This is a genomic window from Polycladomyces abyssicola (assembly GCF_018326425.1).
Taxonomy (GTDB): Bacteria; Bacillota; Bacilli; order Thermoactinomycetales; family JIR-001; genus Polycladomyces; species Polycladomyces abyssicola.
The window spans coordinates 1,830,918-1,851,880 of record NZ_AP024601.1 but is presented as its reverse complement, the minus strand read 5'-3'; the positions used below and the strand labels follow the sequence as shown (position 1 = coordinate 1,851,880).

Annotated in this window: 21 protein-coding genes; all 21 read left to right on the top strand. The window is 54.0% G+C overall.

Translation table 11 applies throughout. The annotated features are described in order from the left end of the window. Positions 1-152 precede the first annotated feature (152 nt). The 21 genes from KI215_RS09265 (at position 153) to KI215_RS09165 (ending at position 20,953) form a co-directional block, all read left to right on the top strand. Positions 153-380 (top strand): WYL domain-containing protein, encoded by a 228-nt coding sequence (locus KI215_RS09265; RefSeq protein ID WP_212772473.1) that lies wholly within the window; start codon positions 153-155, stop codon positions 378-380. Then, a complete protein-coding gene (locus tag KI215_RS09260; protein ID WP_212772472.1) occupies positions 364-690 on the top strand; it encodes a YolD-like family protein in 327 nt (108 codons plus the stop codon). The genes KI215_RS09265 and KI215_RS09260 overlap by 17 nt, the downstream gene beginning before the upstream one ends. A gap of 126 nt (positions 691-816) precedes the next feature. Then, positions 817-960, top strand: coding sequence for a hypothetical protein (locus KI215_RS09255; protein ID WP_205494337.1), 144 nt, complete (start codon positions 817-819; stop codon positions 958-960). Between the two features lie 242 nt (positions 961-1,202). Then, a complete protein-coding gene (sucC, locus tag KI215_RS09250) occupies positions 1,203-2,363 on the top strand; it encodes an ADP-forming succinate--CoA ligase subunit beta (protein ID WP_205494339.1) in 1,161 nt (386 codons plus the stop codon). A gap of 36 nt (positions 2,364-2,399) precedes the next feature. Beyond that, complete coding sequence (gene sucD, locus KI215_RS09245) at positions 2,400-3,305, top strand: succinate--CoA ligase subunit alpha (protein WP_212772471.1); 906 nt, start codon at positions 2,400-2,402, stop codon at positions 3,303-3,305. A gap of 72 nt (positions 3,306-3,377) precedes the next feature. After that, positions 3,378-4,466, top strand: coding sequence for a DNA-processing protein DprA (gene dprA, locus KI215_RS09240; protein ID WP_212772470.1), 1,089 nt, complete (start codon positions 3,378-3,380; stop codon positions 4,464-4,466). 208 nt (positions 4,467-4,674) lie between these two features. Continuing rightward, positions 4,675-6,747, top strand: coding sequence for a type I DNA topoisomerase (gene topA, locus KI215_RS09235; protein WP_212772469.1), 2,073 nt, complete (start codon positions 4,675-4,677; stop codon positions 6,745-6,747). An 18-nt stretch (positions 6,748-6,765) separates the two neighbouring features. Beyond that, positions 6,766-8,085 carry an FADH(2)-oxidizing methylenetetrahydrofolate--tRNA-(uracil(54)-C(5))-methyltransferase TrmFO gene (gene trmFO / locus KI215_RS09230; RefSeq protein WP_212772468.1) on the top strand — a complete coding sequence of 440 codons (1,320 nt, stop codon included), beginning with the start codon at positions 6,766-6,768 and terminating at the stop codon, positions 8,083-8,085. 278 nt (positions 8,086-8,363) lie between these two features. Next, a complete protein-coding gene (gene hslV, locus KI215_RS09225; protein WP_212772467.1) occupies positions 8,364-8,903 on the top strand; it encodes an ATP-dependent protease subunit HslV in 540 nt (179 codons plus the stop codon). 5 nt (positions 8,904-8,908) lie between these two features. Beyond that, positions 8,909-10,324 (top strand): ATP-dependent protease ATPase subunit HslU, encoded by a 1,416-nt coding sequence (hslU, locus tag KI215_RS09220; protein WP_212772466.1) that lies wholly within the window; start codon positions 8,909-8,911, stop codon positions 10,322-10,324. A gap of 21 nt (positions 10,325-10,345) precedes the next feature. Next, positions 10,346-11,125: a GTP-sensing pleiotropic transcriptional regulator CodY gene (gene codY, locus KI215_RS09215; RefSeq protein ID WP_212772465.1), complete on the top strand. Its 780-nt coding sequence runs from the start codon at positions 10,346-10,348 to the stop codon at positions 11,123-11,125. 246 nt (positions 11,126-11,371) lie between these two features. After that, a complete protein-coding gene (gene rpsB / locus KI215_RS09210; RefSeq protein ID WP_212772464.1) occupies positions 11,372-12,070 on the top strand; it encodes a 30S ribosomal protein S2 in 699 nt (232 codons plus the stop codon). 205 nt (positions 12,071-12,275) lie between these two features. Further along, on the top strand, positions 12,276-12,926 hold the full coding sequence (tsf, locus tag KI215_RS09205; RefSeq protein WP_212772463.1) for a translation elongation factor Ts: 651 nt from the start codon (positions 12,276-12,278) through the stop codon (positions 12,924-12,926). A 111-nt stretch (positions 12,927-13,037) separates the two neighbouring features. Then, on the top strand, positions 13,038-13,763 hold the full coding sequence (gene pyrH / locus KI215_RS09200; RefSeq protein ID WP_212772462.1) for a UMP kinase: 726 nt from the start codon (positions 13,038-13,040) through the stop codon (positions 13,761-13,763). Further along, entirely contained in the window at positions 13,763-14,320 is a 558-nt protein-coding gene (gene frr / locus KI215_RS09195) for a ribosome recycling factor (RefSeq protein WP_212772461.1), read from the top strand. Before pyrH ends, frr begins: the two co-directional genes overlap by 1 nt. 185 nt (positions 14,321-14,505) lie before the next feature. Continuing rightward, complete coding sequence (locus KI215_RS09190; RefSeq protein WP_212772460.1) at positions 14,506-15,291, top strand: isoprenyl transferase; 786 nt, start codon at positions 14,506-14,508, stop codon at positions 15,289-15,291. A gap of 21 nt (positions 15,292-15,312) precedes the next feature. Then, a complete protein-coding gene (locus KI215_RS09185; protein ID WP_212772459.1) occupies positions 15,313-16,113 on the top strand; it encodes a phosphatidate cytidylyltransferase in 801 nt (266 codons plus the stop codon). Between the two features lie 12 nt (positions 16,114-16,125). Further along, positions 16,126-17,277, top strand: coding sequence for a 1-deoxy-D-xylulose-5-phosphate reductoisomerase (locus KI215_RS09180; RefSeq protein ID WP_212772458.1), 1,152 nt, complete (start codon positions 16,126-16,128; stop codon positions 17,275-17,277). A gap of 72 nt (positions 17,278-17,349) precedes the next feature. Further along, a complete protein-coding gene (rseP, locus tag KI215_RS09175; RefSeq protein ID WP_212772457.1) occupies positions 17,350-18,609 on the top strand; it encodes an RIP metalloprotease RseP in 1,260 nt (419 codons plus the stop codon). Positions 18,610-18,631: 22 nt separating this feature from the next. Further along, positions 18,632-20,356, top strand: coding sequence for a proline--tRNA ligase (locus tag KI215_RS09170; protein WP_212772456.1), 1,725 nt, complete (start codon positions 18,632-18,634; stop codon positions 20,354-20,356). 273 nt (positions 20,357-20,629) lie between these two features. Next, positions 20,630-20,953 carry an ArsR/SmtB family transcription factor gene (locus tag KI215_RS09165; RefSeq protein ID WP_212772455.1) on the top strand — a complete coding sequence of 108 codons (324 nt, stop codon included), beginning with the start codon at positions 20,630-20,632 and terminating at the stop codon, positions 20,951-20,953. The last annotated feature ends 10 nt before the right edge of the window (positions 20,954-20,963 follow it).

Here is a 20,963-nt window from a genome sequence, read left to right as displayed (position 1 = left end):
GACCTCCTTTTGGAAAGGTTATTTTCAATATCACCGACGCACAGATTTTTCATCCTTTATGTGGAATAAATTGGAGATTGTATCATGAAATGCGTGGTGCATATAATAAGAACAAACGTTCTGTCGCACTCTCCAAATCGAGGTGTAGGGTTATGGTGGACATCGTGCTCCAACAGGCGGTTCGCAAAAATGAACCGGTGGAGATCATTTATATGGACAATAGGGCGGGTGCCATCACCCAACGGCAGATACGAATTTACCGGATGACGGCAGAAACGGTCAAAGCTTATTGTTACGAGCGGCAAGCCGTGCGCACGTTCCGGCGGGATCATATTTTGGCCGCACAGAGGGGGGAGCGGCGGCGTGGATCGCGGCAATAAACTGTGGGAGGGACACCGGATGTTTCTTCCGGAACATGCGGCGTTGTACCGTGAACGAAAACGGGAACGGTATACTCCCCCCGTATTGGACGAACAGCGGTGGGAAGAGATCGACCGGTTGGTATCCGAAGCCATGAGGGAAGGATGGACATTGTGCTGGACCGTCTTCCATCCTGACGGGCCTTATGTCGTCCAAGGCCGCGTCGGGCGAATTCGTCCTGAACAGGGATGGATCGAAGTGTGCGGAGCGGATGGCGGGATACGGGTCCCGCTGAATCGTCTGGTCGATGTCCGTCCGGTGGAGGAGTGAGCAAAGGTCGACCACACGAAGAAGGTTTCCGAAAACGGTGAAACCGTGCTATACTGATGTGGGATGATGAGATAACGCTTCCATGCGAATCAGCAGCATAGGCAAACCAGACAGGAGGTTCAAAACATGGCTTCCCATATGCAACCGCGTCCCGAAGAGAACCAAGAAAATGATTTGCTCGACATGATGGTCGGCACGGGGGTCTCTATTGCTTTTTTTATGGGGATCGCCTTGATCGCCGGTGTTATCAGCTATTTCGTCAAGGGATAATCGCCCGCGCGTTGCGGGGTGAGAGGGCCGAGACAGGGTGTCGCGCCCTCTGTTTTTGTGCGTGCAGGGCGGTTGGCAATCCTGAGCGCTTGCGCTATACTTGCAATAGCCGGAAGAAGCGCTTTCGGTTTCTTTCTGCTGTTTGATTGTTTCGAAATGAACTGATAATTGGAAGTCGTTTCTCCCAACCACATGCAAAACCGATCGCAACGGGGGAGAACACCAGGATAGGGGGATGGAGCATGAACGTACATGAGTACCAGGGCAAAGAGGTGCTGAAACAGTACGGGGTTGCGGTGCCGAACGGGCGAGTCGCTTTCACCCCGGAGGAAGCGGTGGAAGCGGCCCGGGCGTTGGGCGGAGAGCTGTGGGTGGTTAAAGCGCAAATTCACGCCGGCGGCCGTGGTAAAGCGGGCGGGGTGAAGCTGGCGCGCAGTTTGGATGAAGTACGCGCTTATGCGGAGGAATTGCTGGGCAAAGTGCTGGTCACCCATCAAACCGGCCCCGAAGGAAAAGAAGTGAAGCGCCTGCTTATCGAAGAAGGATGCAAAATTGAGAAGGAATACTACGTTGGCATGGTCGTGGATCGTTCCAAAGGTCGCGTGACGATGATGGCTTCCGAAGAAGGTGGAACGGAGATTGAAGAAGTGGCGGCCAAAACACCGGAAAAAATCTTCAAGGAAACGATCGATCCGGCTGTCGGCTTGCTGCCGTTCCAAGCCCGTCGTCTCGCTTATGCGATCAACATCCCCCGCGATCGGGTGAACCAAGCCGTCAAGTTCATGATGGGCTTGTACCAAGCTTTCGTTGATAAAGATTGTTCGTTGGCGGAAATCAACCCGCTCGTCACGACAGCCGACGGGCGTGTGATGGCATTGGATGCCAAGCTGAACTTCGACGACAATGCCTTGTATCGTCATCCTGACATCGTGGAGTTGCGCGATCTGGATGAAGAAGATCCGAAAGAAGTGGAAGCTTCCAAATACGACCTCAACTACATCGCCTTGGACGGCAACATCGGCTGCATGGTGAACGGGGCCGGCCTGGCCATGGCGACGATGGACATCATCAAACATTATGGCGGCGAACCTGCCAACTTCCTGGATGTGGGCGGCGGCGCGACGACCGAAAAAGTGACCGAAGCCTTCAAGATCATTTTGGCTGATCCCAATGTCAAGGGGATTTTGGTCAACATTTTCGGCGGAATCATGAAATGCGACGTGATCGCCACCGGCGTCGTGGAAGCGGCCAAACAGGTGGGATTGGATCGCCCCCTGGTTGTGCGGCTGGAAGGAACCAACGTGGAAAAAGGAAAACAAATCCTGAACGAATCCGGCTTGAAAATCGTGGCTGCTGATTCGATGGCCGACGCGGCGCAAAAAATCGTTTCGCTGGTGAAGTGACGCAAAACGAGATCATCTGGAAAGGCGGGTTCGAAGTTGAGTATTTTCGTCAATAAAGACACCAAAGTCATCGTGCAGGGCATCACTGGTTCCAACGGCTTGTTCCACACCAAGCAAATGATTGAATACGGCACCCAGATTGTGGCCGGTGTCACCCCCGGTAAAGGGGGCACTGAGGTGGAAGGCGTGCCGGTGTTCAACACCGTGGCTGAAGCGGTGGAAAAAACGGGAGCCAATGCGTCGGTGATCTACGTGCCGCCGGCGTTCGCCGCGGACGCGATCATGGAAGCGGTGGATGCGGAACTGGATCTGGTCGTCTGCATCACCGAAGGCATCCCGGTATTGGACATGGTGAAAGTGAAACGGTATATGGAAGGCAAAAAGACGCGTCTGATCGGACCCAACTGTCCGGGCGTCATCACACCGGGTGAATGCAAAATCGGAATCATGCCCGGATACATTCACACCCCGGGTCACATCGGGATCGTGTCCCGCAGCGGCACGCTCACCTATGAAGCGGTACATCAATTGACCACCCGCGGCATCGGACAGTCCACTGCGGTAGGGATCGGCGGTGACCCGGTAAACGGCACCAACTTTATTGACTGCCTGAAGGCGTTCCAGGAAGACCCGGACACCAAAGCCGTCATCTTGATCGGTGAAATCGGCGGTACGGCCGAAGAAGAAGCGGCCGAGTGGATTCGGGAGAACATGGACAAACCGGTGGTCGGGTTCATCGGTGGACAAACGGCGCCTCCGGGTAAACGGATGGGACATGCTGGTGCCATCATCTCCGGCGGTAAAGGTACCGCAGCGGAAAAAATCGCAAAGTTGGAGGAGTGCGGGGTCAAAGTGGCACCCACTCCGGCCGCTATCGGCGAGACGCTGGTCGAGGTTCTGAAAGAGAACGGCTTGCTGGAAGCCTGCATCACGAAGAAATGACATCATCGCTTTTTTCAGGGGACCTGCACGGCATGGTCCCCTTTTTTATTCAACGGTAAGCGGGGTGGAACCGTGAAGGAGCGGGATGCATGGATCGCATTGCATCAGGTGAAGGGGGTGGGTTGGCATACCATTGATCGGTTGCATCGGGCCGGTTGGGTCCCGCCCCATCCAATGTCTCCGGCCGTGATGGAGGCAGCCCGGGCGATGGGTGTGACGCAACAGCGATTGGATCGGATCAGGGAAAAATGTACCCCGGCGTTTGTTCGTGAAGTAAAGGTGGAATTGCAAAGAAGGGAGATCTGTGCGGTTACAGTGTGGGATGACGATTACCCATCCTTGCTGCGGGAAATCCCGCAACCTCCTTGGGTGTTATATGTCAAAGGGGATGTATCGTTTCTTGACGGCCCGGGCATCGCCGTGGTGGGGACTCGAAAGCCGACACCGTACGGTCGCCAGGCGGCACGCATGTTGTCCGAACAGTTGGCTGGTGCAGGTTGGGTAGTGGTCAGCGGGATGGCGACGGGGATCGACAGTGAGGCTCATCGTGGTGCATTGCGGAAAAACGGGGCGACAGTGGCTGTATTGGGGACGGGCGTCGATGTGGTATATCCCAGAAACAACCGATCGTTGTATCACGAATTGATCCGACACGGTGCGGTCTGCTCGGAGATGCCGCCGGGGACGGAACCGCATCCCGGTCTATTTCCTCAACGCAATCGCATCATCAGCGGATTGTCATACGGCACGGTGGTGGTGGAGGCCGCGGAGCGGAGCGGGTCGCTTATCACCGCTGACTGCAGCATGGAACAAGGACGGGAAGTGTTCGCGGTACCGGGGCCGATCACCTCGACACAAAGCGCAGGAACACACCGCCTCATCCAGGAAGGGGCGAAATGTGTGCGTCGGGTGGAAGACATTTGGGAAGAATTCGCTCATCTGATGCCGTCGCCTTCTCACGAATCTTCTGGCGGAGCCAATCTTCCCCTCACGGTGGAGGAAGAGCGGGTGTTCTCGCTGATCGGGATCGACCCCGTTTCATTGGAAACAGTGATGAATCGATGTCCGCTTCCGGCTGAAGCAGTTCATTCTGTTTTATTGTCCCTGCAGTTGAAAGAACGCATCCGACAATTGCCGGGAATGCAGTTTGTTCGGATGTGAACGGCATATACATATCCCCAAATGGGTGTATGAGATGTTGATAGTTGGGTAAGGATTGGGAAAGAACTGATCCGTGGATGGGGAGACTTGTAGGATTTGTGTTGCTCGGTGTTGTATATGTTACGAACAACCGCCAGGGTACTCATTTGACATCGGCGGTTGACATCCGAAATAATAGGAACGGTTTTATATGAGGGGAGGGCACGGGATGGCCGATTCGCTGGTAATTGTCGAATCGCCCGCCAAAGCCAAGACCATCGGGAAATACTTGGGAAAGAATTATATCGTCAAAGCATCGATGGGACACGTGCGGGATTTGCCCAAAAGCCAGTTGGGCGTAGATATCGAACACCGTTATAAACCGAAATACATCACCATCCGGGGAAAGGGAAGTGTGCTGAAAGAACTGCGCGAAGCGAGCAAAAAAGTGAAACGCGTGTATCTTGCCGCAGACCCCGATCGTGAGGGGGAAGCGATCGCGTGGCATTTGGCGCACAGTTTGGATCTAGAGTTGGATAAGCCCTGCCGGGTGGTGTTCAACGAGATTACCAAGCAGGCTGTTCGGGAAGCGTTTAAGCATCCGCGAAAAATAGACATGGATTTGGTCAACGCCCAGCAGGCGCGCCGAATTTTGGATCGGCTCGTGGGGTACGGCATCAGTCCCCTGCTGTGGAAAAAGGTGAAAAAAGGACTGAGTGCCGGTCGGGTCCAGTCGGTGGCCGTCAAGCTGATCATCGACCGGGAAAAGGAGATCCGAAACTTCCAGCCCGAAGAGTACTGGACGGTCACTGCCGTGCTGTTGGCCGGCGATGAACCGTTTGAGGCGAAATTTTACGGCTACGGCAAGGACAAGGCGGAGTTGAAATCTGAAGATGACGTGAAGCAACTACTGGAGAAGATAAAAGGAAAGCGGTTCGTCGTCGGGGAGATCAAAAAGAGTGAACGCAGACGCAACCCGGCTCCGCCGTTTATCACCAGTTCACTGCAGCAGGAAGCGGCCCGTAAGCTCAATTTCCGTGCGGCCAAGACGATGTCGGTGGCACAACAGCTGTACGAAGGGGTGGAGTTGGGCAAAGAGGGTTCCGTCGGATTGATCACCTACATGCGGACGGACTCGACACGGGTGTCGGAAGTGGCGCAATCGGAGGCACGGCAATACATCGCGGAACAATTCGGGGAGAACTTTGTCCCGTCTCAACCCCGGTCGCATAAAAAAAACGCCGGTGCGCAGGATGCTCACGAAGCGATCCGGCCCACCTCGGTTATGCGTACACCGAGCCAGGTCAAGCCATATCTGAGCCGCGACCAATACCGCTTGTACAAACTGATTTGGGAGCGGTTCGTGGCCAGCCAAATGGCACCGGCTGTGTTGGATGTCATCTCTTGCGAGGTGCACGCCGGAGACGCAGTGTTCCGTGCGACCGGTTCCAAGGTGAAATTTCCCGGTTTTATGAAGGTGTACGTAGAGGGCAACGATGACAACCAAAAAGAGGAGGACAAACTCCTGCCTCCGTTGGAGGAAGGGCAAGTCCTGAAAAAGAAATCGATCGAACCCAAACAGCATTTCACCCAGCCCCCTCCGCGCTATACGGAGGCGAGACTGGTGCGAACGCTGGAAGAATTGGGGATCGGTCGCCCCAGCACCTACGCGCCGACACTGGAAACCATTCAAAAGCGTGGGTATGTCACGTTGGAGGACAAACGGTTCATTCCCACCGAATTGGGAGAAATCGTCATCGAACTGATGGAGGAATTTTTCCCCGAGATTCTGAACGTAGAGTTTACAGCCAATATGGAAGAGGAATTGGACCACATAGAAGAAGGCAAGGTAGACTGGGTCAAGGTGCTGGATGCGTTTTACAGTCAGTTCCGTGAACGGTTGAGTGTAGCGGAAAAAGAAATGGAAACGGTCGAGATCCAGGACGAAGTGTCAGACGAAACATGTGAAAAGTGCGGCCGTCCGATGGTATACAAATTCGGCCGTTACGGCAAGTTCCTGGCCTGCTCCGGTTTTCCGGATTGCCGCAACACCAAGCCGATTCTCAAATCGACGGGGGTAACCTGCCCCAAATGCAAGCAGGGTGAAATCGTGGAACGTAAAACCAAACGCCGTCGAACGTTTTACGGTTGCAGCCGGTACCCGGAATGCGATTTCGTTTCATGGGATCAGCCGGCATCGCGTCCATGCCCCCGTTGCGAAAACTTGATGGTGATCAAAAAGAAAAAGAACGAATCCACAATTCACTGTACTGAGTGTGACTATCAGACAACTGAGCGTTGACGAAAGGGGAGCCTTGATATGCCGAAACAACCGGTAAATGTGATCGGCGCCGGGCTGGCGGGGAGCGAAGCAGCGTGGCAGATCGCTCAACGCAATGTGCCGGTTCGTTTGTACGAGATGCGGCCGGTCAAACGGACACCGGCGCACAGGGGAGGCGATTTCGCCGAGCTGGTATGCAGCAACTCGCTCCGTTCCAATGAATTGACCAATGCCGTGGGTATATTAAAAGAAGAAATGCGTCGGTTGGACTCGCTGATCATGCGGTGTGCCGACCAACACGCCGTTCCCGCCGGCGGTGCGTTGGCCGTAGATCGTGAGGCGTTCTCCGCCGCGGTGACGGCGGCATTGCACAATATCCCCCACGTGGAGATCATCCATGAAGAAGTGACAGAGATTCCCGAAGGGATCACCGTGGTCGCGACGGGACCGCTTACTTCCGCCGCCCTGTCGGAGAAACTGAAAGCATTGACCGGTGAGGAGTATTTGTATTTCTACGACGCGGCGGCGCCGATCGTGGAAAAAGAGAGCATCGACATGGACAAGGTTTTTGTCGCTTCCCGCTACGGCAAGGGGGAAGCTGCCTACCTCAACTGTCCGATGACCGAAGAAGAATTCGACCGGTTCTATGAAGCACTGGTCACGGCGGAGACGGCCCCGCTCAAGGAGTTTGAGAAAGAAATTTACTTTGAGGGATGCATGCCGATCGAAGTGATGGCCAAACGGGGCAAAAAAACCTTGTTGTTCGGTCCGATGAAGCCTGTCGGGCTGGTCGATCCCCGCACCGGAAAACAACCGTTTGCAGTGGTCCAATTGCGGCAGGATAACAGTGCAGGAACGCTGTACAACTTGGTCGGTTTCCAAACCCATCTGAAATGGGGGGAACAAAAGCGGATATTCCGCATGATCCCAGGTTTGGAAAACGCCGAAATCGTACGTTACGGTGTGATGCACCGCAATACATTCATCAATTCGCCCAAGGTGCTCAAGCCCACGTATCAATTCCGAGATCGGGATGATTTGTTCTTTGCCGGACAGATGACCGGAGTGGAGGGATATGTCGAGTCGGCCGCCTCCGGTTTGATCGCCGGGATCAATGCGGCAAGGTTGGCCATGGGTCAAGAACCGGTTGTGTTTCCGCATGAGACAGTGATCGGCAGTCTCGCCCGCTATATTACCACGGCCGACCCGGACAATTTCCAGCCGATGAATGCCAACTTCGGGTTGTTGCCGCCGCTTCCCCAAAGAATCCGCGCCAAAAAGGAGCGCAATCTGAAAATCGCCGAACGTGCATTGGAGCGGTTACAGGCGTTTTCCGACGAGTTGTATGCCTTCTCTTGATTCATCAACCGTTGGTGTGATACGATTGTGTAGGAACGTTCTGCTTTTTCTGAAAAGATTCGGTAGCTGAGAAACAGCAGTGTAAAACTGCTGTTTCTTTATGGATCAATCACACCCGCCACTGCATCAGCGGAGAGAGGATTGTCTTTTGCGAATGGGTTGTCTCGCCTTTCCTTGGTTTGCCACATTTTTGCCCCTTTTTGTTCACTGATGCGCAAACTTTAGCAGAAACGGCGAGGAGCTTTGTGAGGTTGATTAATGATGGAGGAGGGAAATTCATGTCCGCATTTCACGCAACCACGATTTGTGCTGTACGTCACCAGGGAGCAGCTGCGATGGCGGGTGACGGTCAGGTGACGTTTGGTAACCAAATGGTGATGAAACATCGGGCCAAAAAAGTGCGTCGTTTATACAAGGGTAAAGTGGTTGCCGGTTTTGCCGGTTCCGTGGCCGATGCCATCACCTTGTTCGAAAAGTTTGAAAGCAAACTGGAGGAATTCAACGGCAATCTGCCGCGAGCCGCGGTGGAGCTGGCGAAGGAATGGCGATCGGATAAGGTTTTGCGTCGGTTGGAAGCGATGATGATCGTCATGGACAACGAACACCTCCTGCTGATCGCGGGTACGGGCGAAGTAATTGAACCGGACGATGACATCGTCGCGATCGGTTCAGGCGGCGGTTTTGCATTATCGGCGGCCCGGGCGCTGAAACGGCATGCACCGGAGATGTCCGCACGCGAAATCGCTGAGGCCGCGTTGAAGATCGCCGGTGAAATCTGTGTTTTCACCAATGACCAAATTGTCGTGGAGGAGGTATGAGCCTCATGCCGCAAGCCAATCGCAAACGGGAACAGCTGACGCCGCGCCAAATCGTGGAGGAACTGGATAAACACATCGTCGGTCAGAAAGAGGCCAAACGAGCGGTGGCGATTGCCCTGCGCAACCGTTATCGCCGCAGCTTGTTGCCGGATGAGATGAAAGACGAGGTGGTGCCGAAAAACATCTTGATGATCGGACCCACCGGCGTCGGAAAAACGGAAATCGCTCGTCGTCTGGCAAAATTGGTGGGTGCACCGTTCGTCAAGGTGGAGGCGACCAAATTCACCGAAGTGGGATATGTAGGTCGGGACGTTGAGTCGATGGTGCGCGACTTGGTGGAAACGGCCATTCGTATGGTGAAGGCGGAAAAAATCGAAGAAGTGAAGGAACGCGCCGAAGAGCTGGCCGAGGATCGCATCGTCGAAATCCTGGTGCCGTCACGCAAACCGGGAGCGGGATTCAAAAATCCATTGGAAGCGTTGTTCCAATCCGCCACTTCCCCCCGGATGGATGACGTGGATGATGCCGAACGTGGCCGCATCGCGGAAAAGCGTCGTCAAGTGCGGGAAAAATTGATCCGCGGCGAGTTGGAAGACCAAGTGATCGAGATTGAAGTGGAAGATAGCTCCTTGCCGATGATGGATATGTTTGCCGGCTCGGGCGTGGAGCAGATGGGGATCAACATGCAGGAGATGCTGGGACAGTTTTTGCCCAAACGAACGAAGAAGCGGCGTTTACCCATACGTGAGGCGCGAAAGGTGTTGATCCAAGAGGAAGGGCAAAAACTGATCGACATGGATCAGGTGATACAGGAATCCCTGGAACGGGTAGAACAATCCGGGATCATCTTCATCGACGAGGTGGACAAAATCGCCGGAAAGGATCGTGGCACAGGGCCGGATGTCTCCCGCGAGGGAGTGCAGCGGGACATATTGCCGATTGTCGAGGGTTCCACGGTGATGACCAAATACGGACCGGTCAAGACGGACCATATATTGTTCATCGCCGCGGGTGCGTTTCACACGGCCAAACCGTCCGATCTCATCCCGGAATTGCAGGGGCGTTTTCCCATTCGCGTGGAGCTGAACGATTTGACGGCGGACGATTTCGTTCGGATCTTGACCGAGCCCAAAAATGCGCTTCTCAAACAATACGCCGCCCTGCTGGAAACTGAGGGGATCAAGGTGAAGTTCACCGATGCAGCGATTCGCGAGATTGCCGAGTTGGCCGCCAAAGTAAATAAAGAGACGGAAAACATCGGGGCTCGCCGGCTGCACACCGTGTTGGAGTGTTTGTTGGAAGAACTCTCGTTTGAGGCTCCGGACATCCATTTGAAAGAAATCGTGATCACACCGAAATATGTGCAGGATCGCCTGGCGAAGATCGTTCAAAACAGGGATTTGAGTCAATACATTTTGTAGTGAGGAAGGGAGGAATCGGAGATGGATTTGCTGACCAAAGCCCGCCAGATCAACCGACTGTTACAGCGTACGGGCGGGCAGGCTGTGAGTTTCATGGAGATGGCCGAAGTATTGCGGGACGTCATCGTGGCCAACGTGTACGTGGTCAGTCGCAAGGGAAAAATTTTGGGCTACGGCATTGCTCAGGAATATGCGGTGGATGAAATGAATCATGTCGTGTTGCGTGATCGGCGCCTGCCGGAGGAATATAACCGGCTGTTGAAGCAGGTGAAGGAGACGTCCCCCAACTTGGACGAAACGAGTGAATACAGTTTCACGAAACAACTGGGTGGGATGTTTGAACACCGCTATACGACGGTGGTGCCGATCATCGGAGGCGGTGATCGGTTGGGAACGCTTTTGCTCACCCGGTTTGACGCGCCGTTTGTCGACGATGATCTCGTTCTGGCGGAATACGGTGCGACAGTGGTCGGGATGGAAATTTTGCGCGAAAAGGCGGAACAGGCAGAAGAGGAAGCCCGCTCCCGCGCGGTGGTCCAATTGGCGATCCACTCGCTTTCGTATAGCGAGTTGGAAGCAGTGGAACACATTTTCGAGGAGCTGGACGGGACGGAGGGTCTGTTGGTGGCCAGCAAAGTGGCCGACCGTGTCGGCATCACCCGTTCTGTCATCGTCAACGCCTTGCGCAAACTGGAGAGCGCCGGTGTGGTCGAATCACGGTCGTTGGGGATGAAAGGAACATATATCAAGGTATTGAATGAAAGATTGTTGGTTGAATTGGCAAAACTGAAGGAAGTATGAGGTAACCAGGTTGTTGAACGCGGTTGTGTCAGGACTTGCCCCTTGATGAAATGATCCGACACCCCGCTGACTGTAAACTTATGGACACTGCCGAAGTTCTTGCCACCGGCGAGACGATTGTGTTATATTATAGAGCGGTGTGAAACACACACGTTGGAGGAAGCGGACGGATGTGCCGCCGCTGTGGTGTGCGGTCCCGTTCGCGGATGAATCCGGCGGAGGAAGAACAAAGAAGGAGGAATTTTCGTGGCTGTCGTTTCGATGAAACAATTGCTGGAAGCCGGTGTTCACTTCGGACACCAAACGCGTCGTTGGAACCCGAAAATGGCGAAATACATCTTCACGGAACGGAACGGGATCTACATCATCGATCTGCAAAAAACCGTGAAGATGATGGAAGAAGCCTACAACTTCGTCCGCGAGCTGGCCGCACAAGGCGGCAACCTCTTGTTTGTGGGGACCAAGAAGCAAGCGCAGGACGCAGTGCGGGAAGAAGCGGAACGCTGCGGCATGTTCTATGTCAACCATCGTTGGCTGGGCGGTACCCTGACCAACTTCCAAACGATCCGCAAACGGATCGAGCGTCTGCACCAGCTGGAGGAAATGGAGCAAGACGGCACCTTTGACGTCCTGCCGAAAAAAGAAGTGGTGTTGCTGCGCAAAGAAAAGGCACGCCTGGAAAAATTCCTGGGCGGCATCAAGCAGATGAAAAAACTGCCGGATGCGGTATTCATCATCGATCCGCGCAAAGAACGGATCGCTGTGGCTGAAGCGCGCAAGCTGAACATCCCGATCGTGGCGATCGTGGATACCAACTGCGATCCGGACGAAGTGGATTACGTGATTCCGGGTAACGATGATGCCATCCGCGCTGTGCGGTTGTTCACCTCCAAAATGGCCGATGCCGTGTTGGAAGGGAAACAAGGCGAGCAAAGTGCTTCGTAATTGATCGAAAGCAAAGGGTGGCTGTGGGAAGGGATTCCTGCCCACCCTTTTCCTGCGTTATGATCCCCTGGAGGAAAGGAAAGTGCCTTTTTTCTTTTCAGTGAGCGACCTGAGAAGCATGGAAACACAGGGGCGGAAAGGAAAAAAGTGCACCCAATTCCCTGGGCGAATGGAAGAACAAGACTGTTGAAGGAGGAATCTCTTCATGGCCATTAGCGCGGCTCAAGTAAAAGAATTGCGGGAAAAAACGGGCGCCGGCATGATGGATTGCAAAAAGGCCCTGCAAGAAGCGAACGGTGACATGGACAAAGCAGTAGAAATCCTGCGCGAGAAAGGACTGGCTGCTGCCGAGAAAAAAGCAGGCCGAATCGCTGCCGAAGGGCTTGTGGAATCCTACATACACGCAGGCGGACGAATCGGCGTGTTGGTAGAAGTGAACTGCGAAACCGACTTCGTGGCGAAAAACGCCGAATTCCAAGCGTTTGTGAAGGACATCGCGATGCAGATCGCTGCGATGGCGCCGAAGTACGTGCGTCGTGAGGAAGTGCCCGCCGAAGAGGTGGAAAAGGAGCGCGAAATCCTGCGTACTCAAGCTTTGAACGAAGGCAAGCCCGAACACATCGTGGACAAAATGGTGGCGGGTCGACTGGAGAAATACTTCCAACAAGTATGTTTGTTGGAACAGCCGTTCATCAAAGACGGCGACAAAACGATCGATCAGTTGGTGAAAGAGCAAATCGCCCGGATCGGGGAAAACATCTCCATTCGTCGTTTTGTACGTTACGAGCTGGGTGAAGGGCTGGAAAAACGCGAAGACAACTTCGTTGAAGAAGTCATGGCTCAAATGAAGAAGTGAGTTTCGCGTCAAAAAGGGAACACCCGGTGTTCCCTTTTTTGACGATGACAAGGGAAGGAAAACCAGACACCCTGTCGAATAAGGGTATCGTGTAGAAACGGAGGAACCGTTATGGAGCGGCCCCATTATCGACGTGTCGTGTTAAAACTGAGCGGAGAAGCCCTGGCCGGTCAGCAAGGCTACGGGATCGATCCCAAGGTGATCACTTCCATCGCTCAACAAATCCAGGAAGTGGTCGAAATGGGCGTACAAGTAGCGGTGGTCGTCGGTGGCGGCAACATCTGGCGGGGTGTGGCCGGAAGCGCACGCGGCATCGACCGGGCGACGGCCGACTACATGGGCATGTTGGCTACGGTGATGAATTCTCTGGCGTTGCAAGATTCTTTGGAGCAACTGGGTGTCCCCACCCGGGTCCAAACCTCCATCGAGATGCGTCAAGTGGCGGAGCCCTACATCCGGCGACGCGCCATCCGGCATTTGGAAAAAGGACGGGTGGTCATTTTCGCCGCCGGAACCGGTAACCCCTATTTCTCTACGGACACCACGGCTGCTTTGCGCGCTGCTGAAATCGAGGCCGATGTCATCCTCATGGCCAAAAATAAGGTGGATGGTGTCTACTCCGCCGACCCGGCACGCAACCCGGATGCGGTCAAGTATGATGAACTCACCTTCCTCGACGTGCTTAACCAGGGTCTCGGCGTGATGGATTCGACGGCGTCTTCGCTTTGCATGGACAACGACATTCCTTTGATCGTATTTAATATTGAGAAAGAAGGCAACATTCGACGGGTCATTCTCGGAGAAAAAATCGGAACACTGGTGAGGGGGAGTATCTGATGCTGGAGCCGGTGAAAAAACAAGCATCCGATAAGATGGAGAAAGCGATTCAAGTGTTGAAGAAAGATTTGGCCGCTTTGCGTGCCGGCCGCGCGACACCGGCACTGCTCGATAAAGTGGTGGTCGAGTACTACGGCAGTGAAATGCCTGTGAACCAATTGGCCAACATCTCAACGCCGGATCCGCGCACGTTGGTGATTCAGCCGTGGGATAAATCCGCTCTGGCTGAAATTGAGCGTGCCATCATGAAATCAGATCTGGGGCTGACCCCGTCGAATGACGGCAATGTCATTCGCATCAACTTGCCGGCTTTGACCCAGGAACGGCGTGCCGAGCTGGTCAAGGTGGTCAAGAAGACGGGCGAAGAAGCCAAAGTGGCTATCCGAAACATTCGACGTGACGCCAACGATGAAATCAAGAAATTGGAGAAAAACGGCGACATCTCCGAGGATGAATCCCGCCGCGGGCAGGATGAGATTCAAAAACTGACCGACAAATTCATTCAGGAAGCGGACAAGGTTGTAGCGGCCAAAGAAAAAGAGATCATGGAAATCTGACAGCTGCGTGCCAAAACGGCTTGAGGAACCATGTTCCCAAGGCGTTTTCGCAGCGAAAAGCGTGGCGTTTTTCGGGAGCCCCTCTTCTTCACGGATGAGGGGGTTTTTTTCAAATCATTTCTTGGGTCAACGGTTTGTATTATACTAGAGTTGTATTGCGACAGGTAATGTGCGGAGGAATGATCATGATCCAAACGCTGAAGCAATGGTTGACCGGTTATACGGAAGATACAAAACCCAAGGATGAAGATCGGTTGCATGCTTTGAAAAAGGGGCCTATTCCCCGGCATGTGGCCGTGATCATGGATGGGAACGGTCGTTGGGCCAAAAAGAGGGGACTTCCCCGCATCGCCGGTCACCGCGAAGGGATGAAAACTGTACGTGAAATTGTCCGTGCGGCGGACGACTTGGGCATCCAGTCTCTGACGCTTTACTCCTTTTCAACGGAGAACTGGAAACGACCCAAAGAAGAAGTGGAATACCTGATGAAACTGCCCGAAGAGTTTCTGAAAACCGATCTGGAAGATTTGAAAAGGCGAAACGTCCGTGTGAAGATGCTGGGCCAGGAGGAGGACTTGCCGCCGCATACGCAGCGGGCGATGCGTACGTTTCAGGAGGAGACGAAAGAGAACACGGGTCTTACACTCAATCTGGCGCTCAACTACGGTTCACGAACGGAAATCGTGATGGCATTGAAACGGATTATAGAAGACGTGGAAACGGGAAAGATGGATAAAGACGAGGTCGACGAACAAACGGTGGATCGATATTTGTACACGGCCGGGCAACCGGACCCGGATTTGATCATCCGTACCAGCGGGGAGATTCGGATCAGCAACTTCATGTTGTGGCAGCTGGCTTACAGCGAACTGTGGTTCACCGAAGTGGCGTGGCCTGATTTCAACCGCGAACTGTTTTATCAAGCGATCATGGATTATCAACAGCGCTCGCGTCGTTACGGGGCGGTATGATGAAGACAGGAGAGTCCAAGGATGAAGCAACGTGTGATCACGGGGGTGTTGGGCGCCGCGGGATTTCTTTTCCTTCTGTGGATGGGCGGTTGGTGGTACACCGGACTGGTCGGCCTGCTGGCCACGGTGGGATATGCGGAATACTGCCGGATGAACCGTGTAAAGTGGAACAGCCTGCAAGCGGCCATAGGCTTTATGGTCGTCTGGCTCCTGTTTTTGTCCGGATTGTTCTCGGCTGTGGCCCACCCGTACGCGGGTGTTTTCCATTCACCCGAAAACATATTGATCGGTCTCATACTCTATTTTCTGCTGACCGTGTGGACCAAAAACCGCGTCAACATTCATGAGACCGCCTATCTGCTGGTTGGTGCGCTATACATAGGTTTTGGTTTTACGTTTATGATGCAGTTTATTTGGCGACCTGATGGGTGGGCATGGACGCTGTTGGTTCTGTTGATTACATGGACCAATGACTCGGGTGCCTATTTTGTCGGGAAACAGTATGGCCGGCGCAGACTGTGGCCGGCCATCAGTCCCAACAAAACCGTAGAAGGCTCCATCGGCGGCATCATTTTCTCGGTTTTGATGGGTGTGGCCGCCGGATGGATTTTGCCCATCGATGCCAAACCACTGGCGCTGTTGGGCATCAGCCTGCTCGTCGCAGTGACGGGCCAGTTGGGTGATTTGGTCGAATCGGCGTGGAAACGTACAACAGGGGTAAAGGATTCCGGTATGTTGCTACCGGGGCACGGCGGCGTATTGGACCGATTCGACAGCTTGCTGTTCAGTTTGATTGTGCTCAAAGTATGTCACCTGATTTGAGGAGGAAGTTTCATGAGACATCTGGCCATTCTCGGTTCCACAGGTTCCATCGGCACCAATACGCTGGCTGTGGCGGCGGAGCACCCTGATCAATTTGAAGTCGTGGCGCTGGCGGCCGGAACCAATGTGGAAGAGATGGTGCGACAAGTGAACCGTTTTCGCCCCCGCCTGGTGTCCATGGCGACGAAAGAAGCGGCTGAGGCGGTGCGGAGCCGGGTGGACGCCGGGGTGAAAGTGATGTGGGGAGATGAAGGTGTGTTGTCGGTGGCCACCCATCCCGATGCCGATTATGTTGTGTCCGCTTTGGTCGGCAGTCGCGGTTTGCGCCCGACATTGGCGGCGATCGAAGCGGGTAAGGCCATCGGGCTGGCCAACAAGGAAACGCTGGTGACGGCGGGGCATATCGTCAAAAAGGCGGCAGAACGCGCAGGTGTCACCATCTATCCGATCGACAGCGAACACTCGGCCATATTCCAATGTTTGAATGGGGAACGTCACAAGGATGTTCACCGAATCATCTTGACGGCTTCCGGCGGGGCGTTTCGGGATTGGACACGCGAGCAATTGGCCGAAGCGACTCCGGAGGCAGCACTGAAACACCCCAATTGGTCAATGGGAGCCAAGGTCACCATCGATTCCGCCACCATGATGAACAAAGGGTTGGAAGTGATTGAGGCGCATTGGCTGTTCGATCTTCCGTATGACCGGATCGAAGTGGTCATTCACCCGGAGAGTATCATCCACTCGATGGTGGAGTTTGTCGACGGTGCCGTGATGGCACAATTGGGAACGCCGGATATGCGCGTACCCATTCAATACGCGCTCACGTACCCGAAACGACTTTCGCTCAGCACGAAACGATTGGATTGGATCGAGTTGGGCAGTCTTCATTTCCGCCGGGCGGATTTTGACCGGTATCCTTGTTTGAGAATGGCATATGAGGCGGGACGAATCGGCGGTACAATGCCCACCGTTCTCAATGCCGCCAACGAAGTGGCTGTCGAACGCTTTTTGGCGAGGGAGATATCCTTCCTGGAAATGGAGAAGGTCATCGAGCGGGTGATGGAACGGCACCAACCCATCACTGAACCTTCGTTGGAAGCGATCGATGAGGCAGACCGATGGGCGAGAAGCGTCGCCTACGATGACCGGGTATGCGTGTAAAAGACAAGGGATGTCCGGTGTGGACAACCACCAGACACGCCCTTGCCATTGAAAAACAAGGCGGTGATCGGGATGCAAACCATCTTGTCATTTGTCATCGTGTTGAGCGTTTTGGTGTTCATTCATGAATTGGGACATTTCCTCTTTGCCAAACGGGCGGGAATCTTGGTAAGGGAGTTCGCCATCGGGTTCGGTCCCAAGATTTTCTCTCGTTGGAAAGGGGAAACCCAGTATTCGATCCGCGCATTACCGTTGGGTGGCTTTGTACGGATGGCGGGGGAAGACCCGGAAATCGTCGAGATGCAGACGGGATCCGAAGTGGCGGTGGAATTGGATGATCAGAATCGTGTGACGGGATTCTTTTTCCCAAAACATCCGAAGTACCAGTCCCTGCCCGTTAAAGGGAAAGTAACGGGAATGGATTTGGAGAAGGACTTGTTCGTCCGTCTGGAGACGGAAGATGGTCGTGCCTTACGATATGACGTTCATCCGCAAGCCTTTCTGTACCGCGATCAAAAGGATAAAACACAGATCGCTCCTTTGGACCGGCAATTCAGTTCCAAAACACTGGGGCAGCGTGCGCTGACGATTTTGGCAGGACCCGTTTTCAACATCGTATTGGCCACTGTGTTGTTCATGGTCTTGGTTAAACTGACCGGTGTTGAATCCAAGGTGATTCAAGATGTGGTACCCGGTTCACCTGCAGCCGAGGCTGGGTTAAAATCAGGAGATGTGATTCGTGCCGTGGACGGTCAAACGATCCGTGACGGTGACGACTTACGGGAAAAGGTGCAGCAATCACAGGGGCAACCGATGTTGATCACGGTACAGCGTGGGGACCAGGTTTTTCAAACCAAGGTGAAACCGATTTGGAACCCGCAAATCAAACAGTATCTCATGAATGTACGCTTGAAGCAGCAACCGGCCACCGCCACAGAAGTGGTGGTGAAGGGGGCAAAGGAGACCGTCATGTGGACGAACCGGATCTTTGAAGGGTTCGGCCAATTGATCACAGGCAAAATTGGCATCCAGGCCCTGGGAGGTCCGGTGCAGATTGCCTCCATCACCGGACAGGCTGCCGAAGCGGGTTTCCTCGCCTTGATCAGGTGGACGGCTTTGCTCAGCCTGTATCTCGGCGTGTTTAATCTGTTGCCCATTCCGGCTTTGGACGGAAGCCGACTGGTGTTTATCGGCTTGGAGGCTTTGCGTGGACGGCCGGTGGATCCGAACAAGGAGAGCATGGTTCACTTTGTCGGATTCGCTTTGCTGATGGTACTGATGTTGGCAGTGACGTACAACGACATCATGAAAGTGTTTTTCAGTCAACGTTGAAGGGTGAAATGAGGAGAGATCGATGAGGCAAAAAACAGCTTTGATACCTACCTTGCGTGAAGTTTCCGAAGCGGCGGAGATGGTCAGCCATCGTCTGATGCTCCGGGCTGGTCTGATCCGCCAACTTGCGGCGGGGGTTTACACCTACATGCCGCTGGCGTATCGCGTGCTGAGAAAAGTGGAACAGATCGTGCGCGAAGAGATGGATCGGACGGGTGCGCAGGAGTTGTTGTTGCCAGCAATGCATCCGGCCGAACTTTGGCAGGAAACCGGTCGGTACGAAACCTACGGACCGGAACTCGTCAAGCTGAAAGACCGTCACGAGCGGGAGTTCGTCTTGGGACCGACCCATGAAGAAGTGATCACCGATTTGGTCCGTCACTTCATCAACTCCTATAAACGGCTGCCGATGACGCTGTATCAGATCCAGACCAAATTCCGCGACGAGCGCCGGCCGCGTTCCGGTTTGTTGCGCGGTCGGGAATTTATCATGAAAGATGCCTACTCTTTCCACACGGACCGGGAGAGTCTGGACGAGACCTACCAGGCGATGTACGATGCCTATGTCAATGTATTCACCCGTTGCGGATTGGATTTCCGAGCGGTGGAAGCGGACGCCGGTGCCATCGGAGGAAAGGGGACGCACGAGTTTATGGTGTTGGCCGACTCCGGTGAGGATACGATTGCGCTCTGCAATGAATGCGACTATGCGGCCAACATCGAAATGGCCGAGGTGGTGTTCAACGAACCGGCGGAAGTGACGCGCGGAGAGCAGCAGCCGGAGAAGGTGGCCACACCAAAAGCGTCCACCATTGAAGAAGTGACGAAAGTATTGGGCGTCAAACCGGATCAGGTGATCAAAAGCATCTTGTTTGTCGCGGACAAGGAGCCGGTGCTGGTTTTGGTTCGCGGCGACCATGAAGTGAACGAAGTCAAGGTGAAGAACGTGTTGAATGCCTCGATCTGCGAGTTGGCTGACGAGGCGACCGTTCGTCGCGTGACGGGGGCACCGGTCGGTTTTGCCGGGCCGGTCGGCTTGAAGGAAAAAGTGAAAATCCTTGCCGACCGGGCTGTCAAAGTGATGCCGGAAGCAGTGGTCGGTGCCAACGAAGCCGACGCGCACTTGATTCATGTGGTGCCGGATCGGGATTTCCAGGTGGATCTGTATGCCGACTTGCGCAACATCCAGGAGGGCGATGTCTGCCCGCGTTGCGGCGGCTCCATCCGGTTCGCCCGTGGCATCGAAGTGGGGCACGTGTTTAAGCTGGGCACCCGCTACAGCGAAGTGATGCGCGGGACGTTCCTGGACAAGCAAGGTCGGGAGCAACCGTATATTATGGGTTGTTACGGCATCGGCATCTCCCGGACGGTGGCGGCTGTCGTCGAGCAACACCACGACGAAAACGGGATCATCTGGCCTTCCAGCATCGCCCCGTTCCAAATTCACCTGATCGCTGTCAATATGAAAAACGAGGATCAGGCGCGTACGGCCGAACAATTGTACGAAGCGCTGACCCAAGCCGGATACGAGGTATTGTTTGACGACCGGGAGGAACGAGCCGGCGTGAAGTTCAAAGACGCCGACCTGATCGGTATTCCTCTCCGGATCACGGTGGGTGCCAAAGTCTCGGAGGGATTGGTAGAATACAAATTCCGCCGGTCCGGGGAAAGTGGCGAGTTGGCGGTGCAGGAAGTGTTGGAGCAACTGCCGGAGTTGCTCAAACGCGTGGATCAACCCGCGTCGTAAGGATCGATAAAGAAAACCACTGCAGTTTCCGTAACCGACCTTTACCGTAAACTCCAGTAAGGTCAAGCAAAAAGCCAATGAGTCTATGAAGTGCTCCTTCATAGATTTCATTGGCTTTTTTGTGTCTGTAACAGGGAGCGCGCGATTATTGTTGAATGTCCTGGAAGGTGGTCATCAGGGGCAAAGAAAAGTACCATATGTAATCAATTTCCTGTAGATTTCTCTTTGACACTATAAATAAGTATATGTTTATATATGCATGAGGTGATGGTGATGGACGTTCATCTTCTCGCGGAATGTCATAAGGCGCTTGGCGACAAAACGCGTTTACAGATTCTTGCGCTGTTGAAGGAAGAGGAGTTGTGTGTCTGTGAACTGGTGGAGATATTGAATATCAGCCAACCTGCCGTTTCCCAACATATGCGTAGGTTGAAAAATGCTAAGTTGGTGAAGGAGCGCCGTCAAGGACAGTGGGTTTTTTATTCCTTGGATGGGTCGGAGTTTCCTTTCATGGCAAGCGTTTTGAATTGCTTGCCAGATATGAGCAGCGAAATCGAAGCATTAAAAGAAAAAGGCTTAAAGGTTCATTGTGGGTAGGAGTGGATTG

Bases quoted from the DNA above. Each gene is read 5' to 3' on its own strand.
- KI215_RS09265 (WP_212772473.1), top strand. From the start codon at position 153: ATGGTGGACATCGTGCTCCAACAGGCGGTTCGCAAAAATGAACCGGTG.
- KI215_RS09255 (WP_205494337.1), top strand. From the start codon at position 817: ATGGCTTCCCATATGCAACCGCGTCCCGAAGAGAACCAAGAAAATGAT.
- sucC (WP_205494339.1), top strand. From the start codon at position 1,203: ATGAACGTACATGAGTACCAGGGCAAAGAGGTGCTGAAACAGTACGGG.
- topA (WP_212772469.1), top strand. From the start codon at position 4,675: ATGGCCGATTCGCTGGTAATTGTCGAATCGCCCGCCAAAGCCAAGACC.
- trmFO (WP_212772468.1), top strand. From the start codon at position 6,766: ATGCCGAAACAACCGGTAAATGTGATCGGCGCCGGGCTGGCGGGGAGC.
- hslV (WP_212772467.1), top strand. From the start codon at position 8,364: ATGTCCGCATTTCACGCAACCACGATTTGTGCTGTACGTCACCAGGGA.
- hslU (WP_212772466.1), top strand. From the start codon at position 8,909: ATGCCGCAAGCCAATCGCAAACGGGAACAGCTGACGCCGCGCCAAATC.
- codY (WP_212772465.1), top strand. From the start codon at position 10,346: ATGGATTTGCTGACCAAAGCCCGCCAGATCAACCGACTGTTACAGCGT.
- tsf (WP_212772463.1), top strand. From the start codon at position 12,276: ATGGCCATTAGCGCGGCTCAAGTAAAAGAATTGCGGGAAAAAACGGGC.
- pyrH (WP_212772462.1), top strand. From the start codon at position 13,038: ATGGAGCGGCCCCATTATCGACGTGTCGTGTTAAAACTGAGCGGAGAA.
- frr (WP_212772461.1), top strand. From the start codon at position 13,763: ATGCTGGAGCCGGTGAAAAAACAAGCATCCGATAAGATGGAGAAAGCG.
- KI215_RS09190 (WP_212772460.1), top strand. From the start codon at position 14,506: ATGATCCAAACGCTGAAGCAATGGTTGACCGGTTATACGGAAGATACA.
- KI215_RS09185 (WP_212772459.1), top strand. From the start codon at position 15,313: ATGAAGCAACGTGTGATCACGGGGGTGTTGGGCGCCGCGGGATTTCTT.
- KI215_RS09180 (WP_212772458.1), top strand. From the start codon at position 16,126: ATGAGACATCTGGCCATTCTCGGTTCCACAGGTTCCATCGGCACCAAT.
- rseP (WP_212772457.1), top strand. From the start codon at position 17,350: ATGCAAACCATCTTGTCATTTGTCATCGTGTTGAGCGTTTTGGTGTTC.
- KI215_RS09170 (WP_212772456.1), top strand. From the start codon at position 18,632: ATGAGGCAAAAAACAGCTTTGATACCTACCTTGCGTGAAGTTTCCGAA.
- KI215_RS09165 (WP_212772455.1), top strand. From the start codon at position 20,630: ATGGACGTTCATCTTCTCGCGGAATGTCATAAGGCGCTTGGCGACAAA.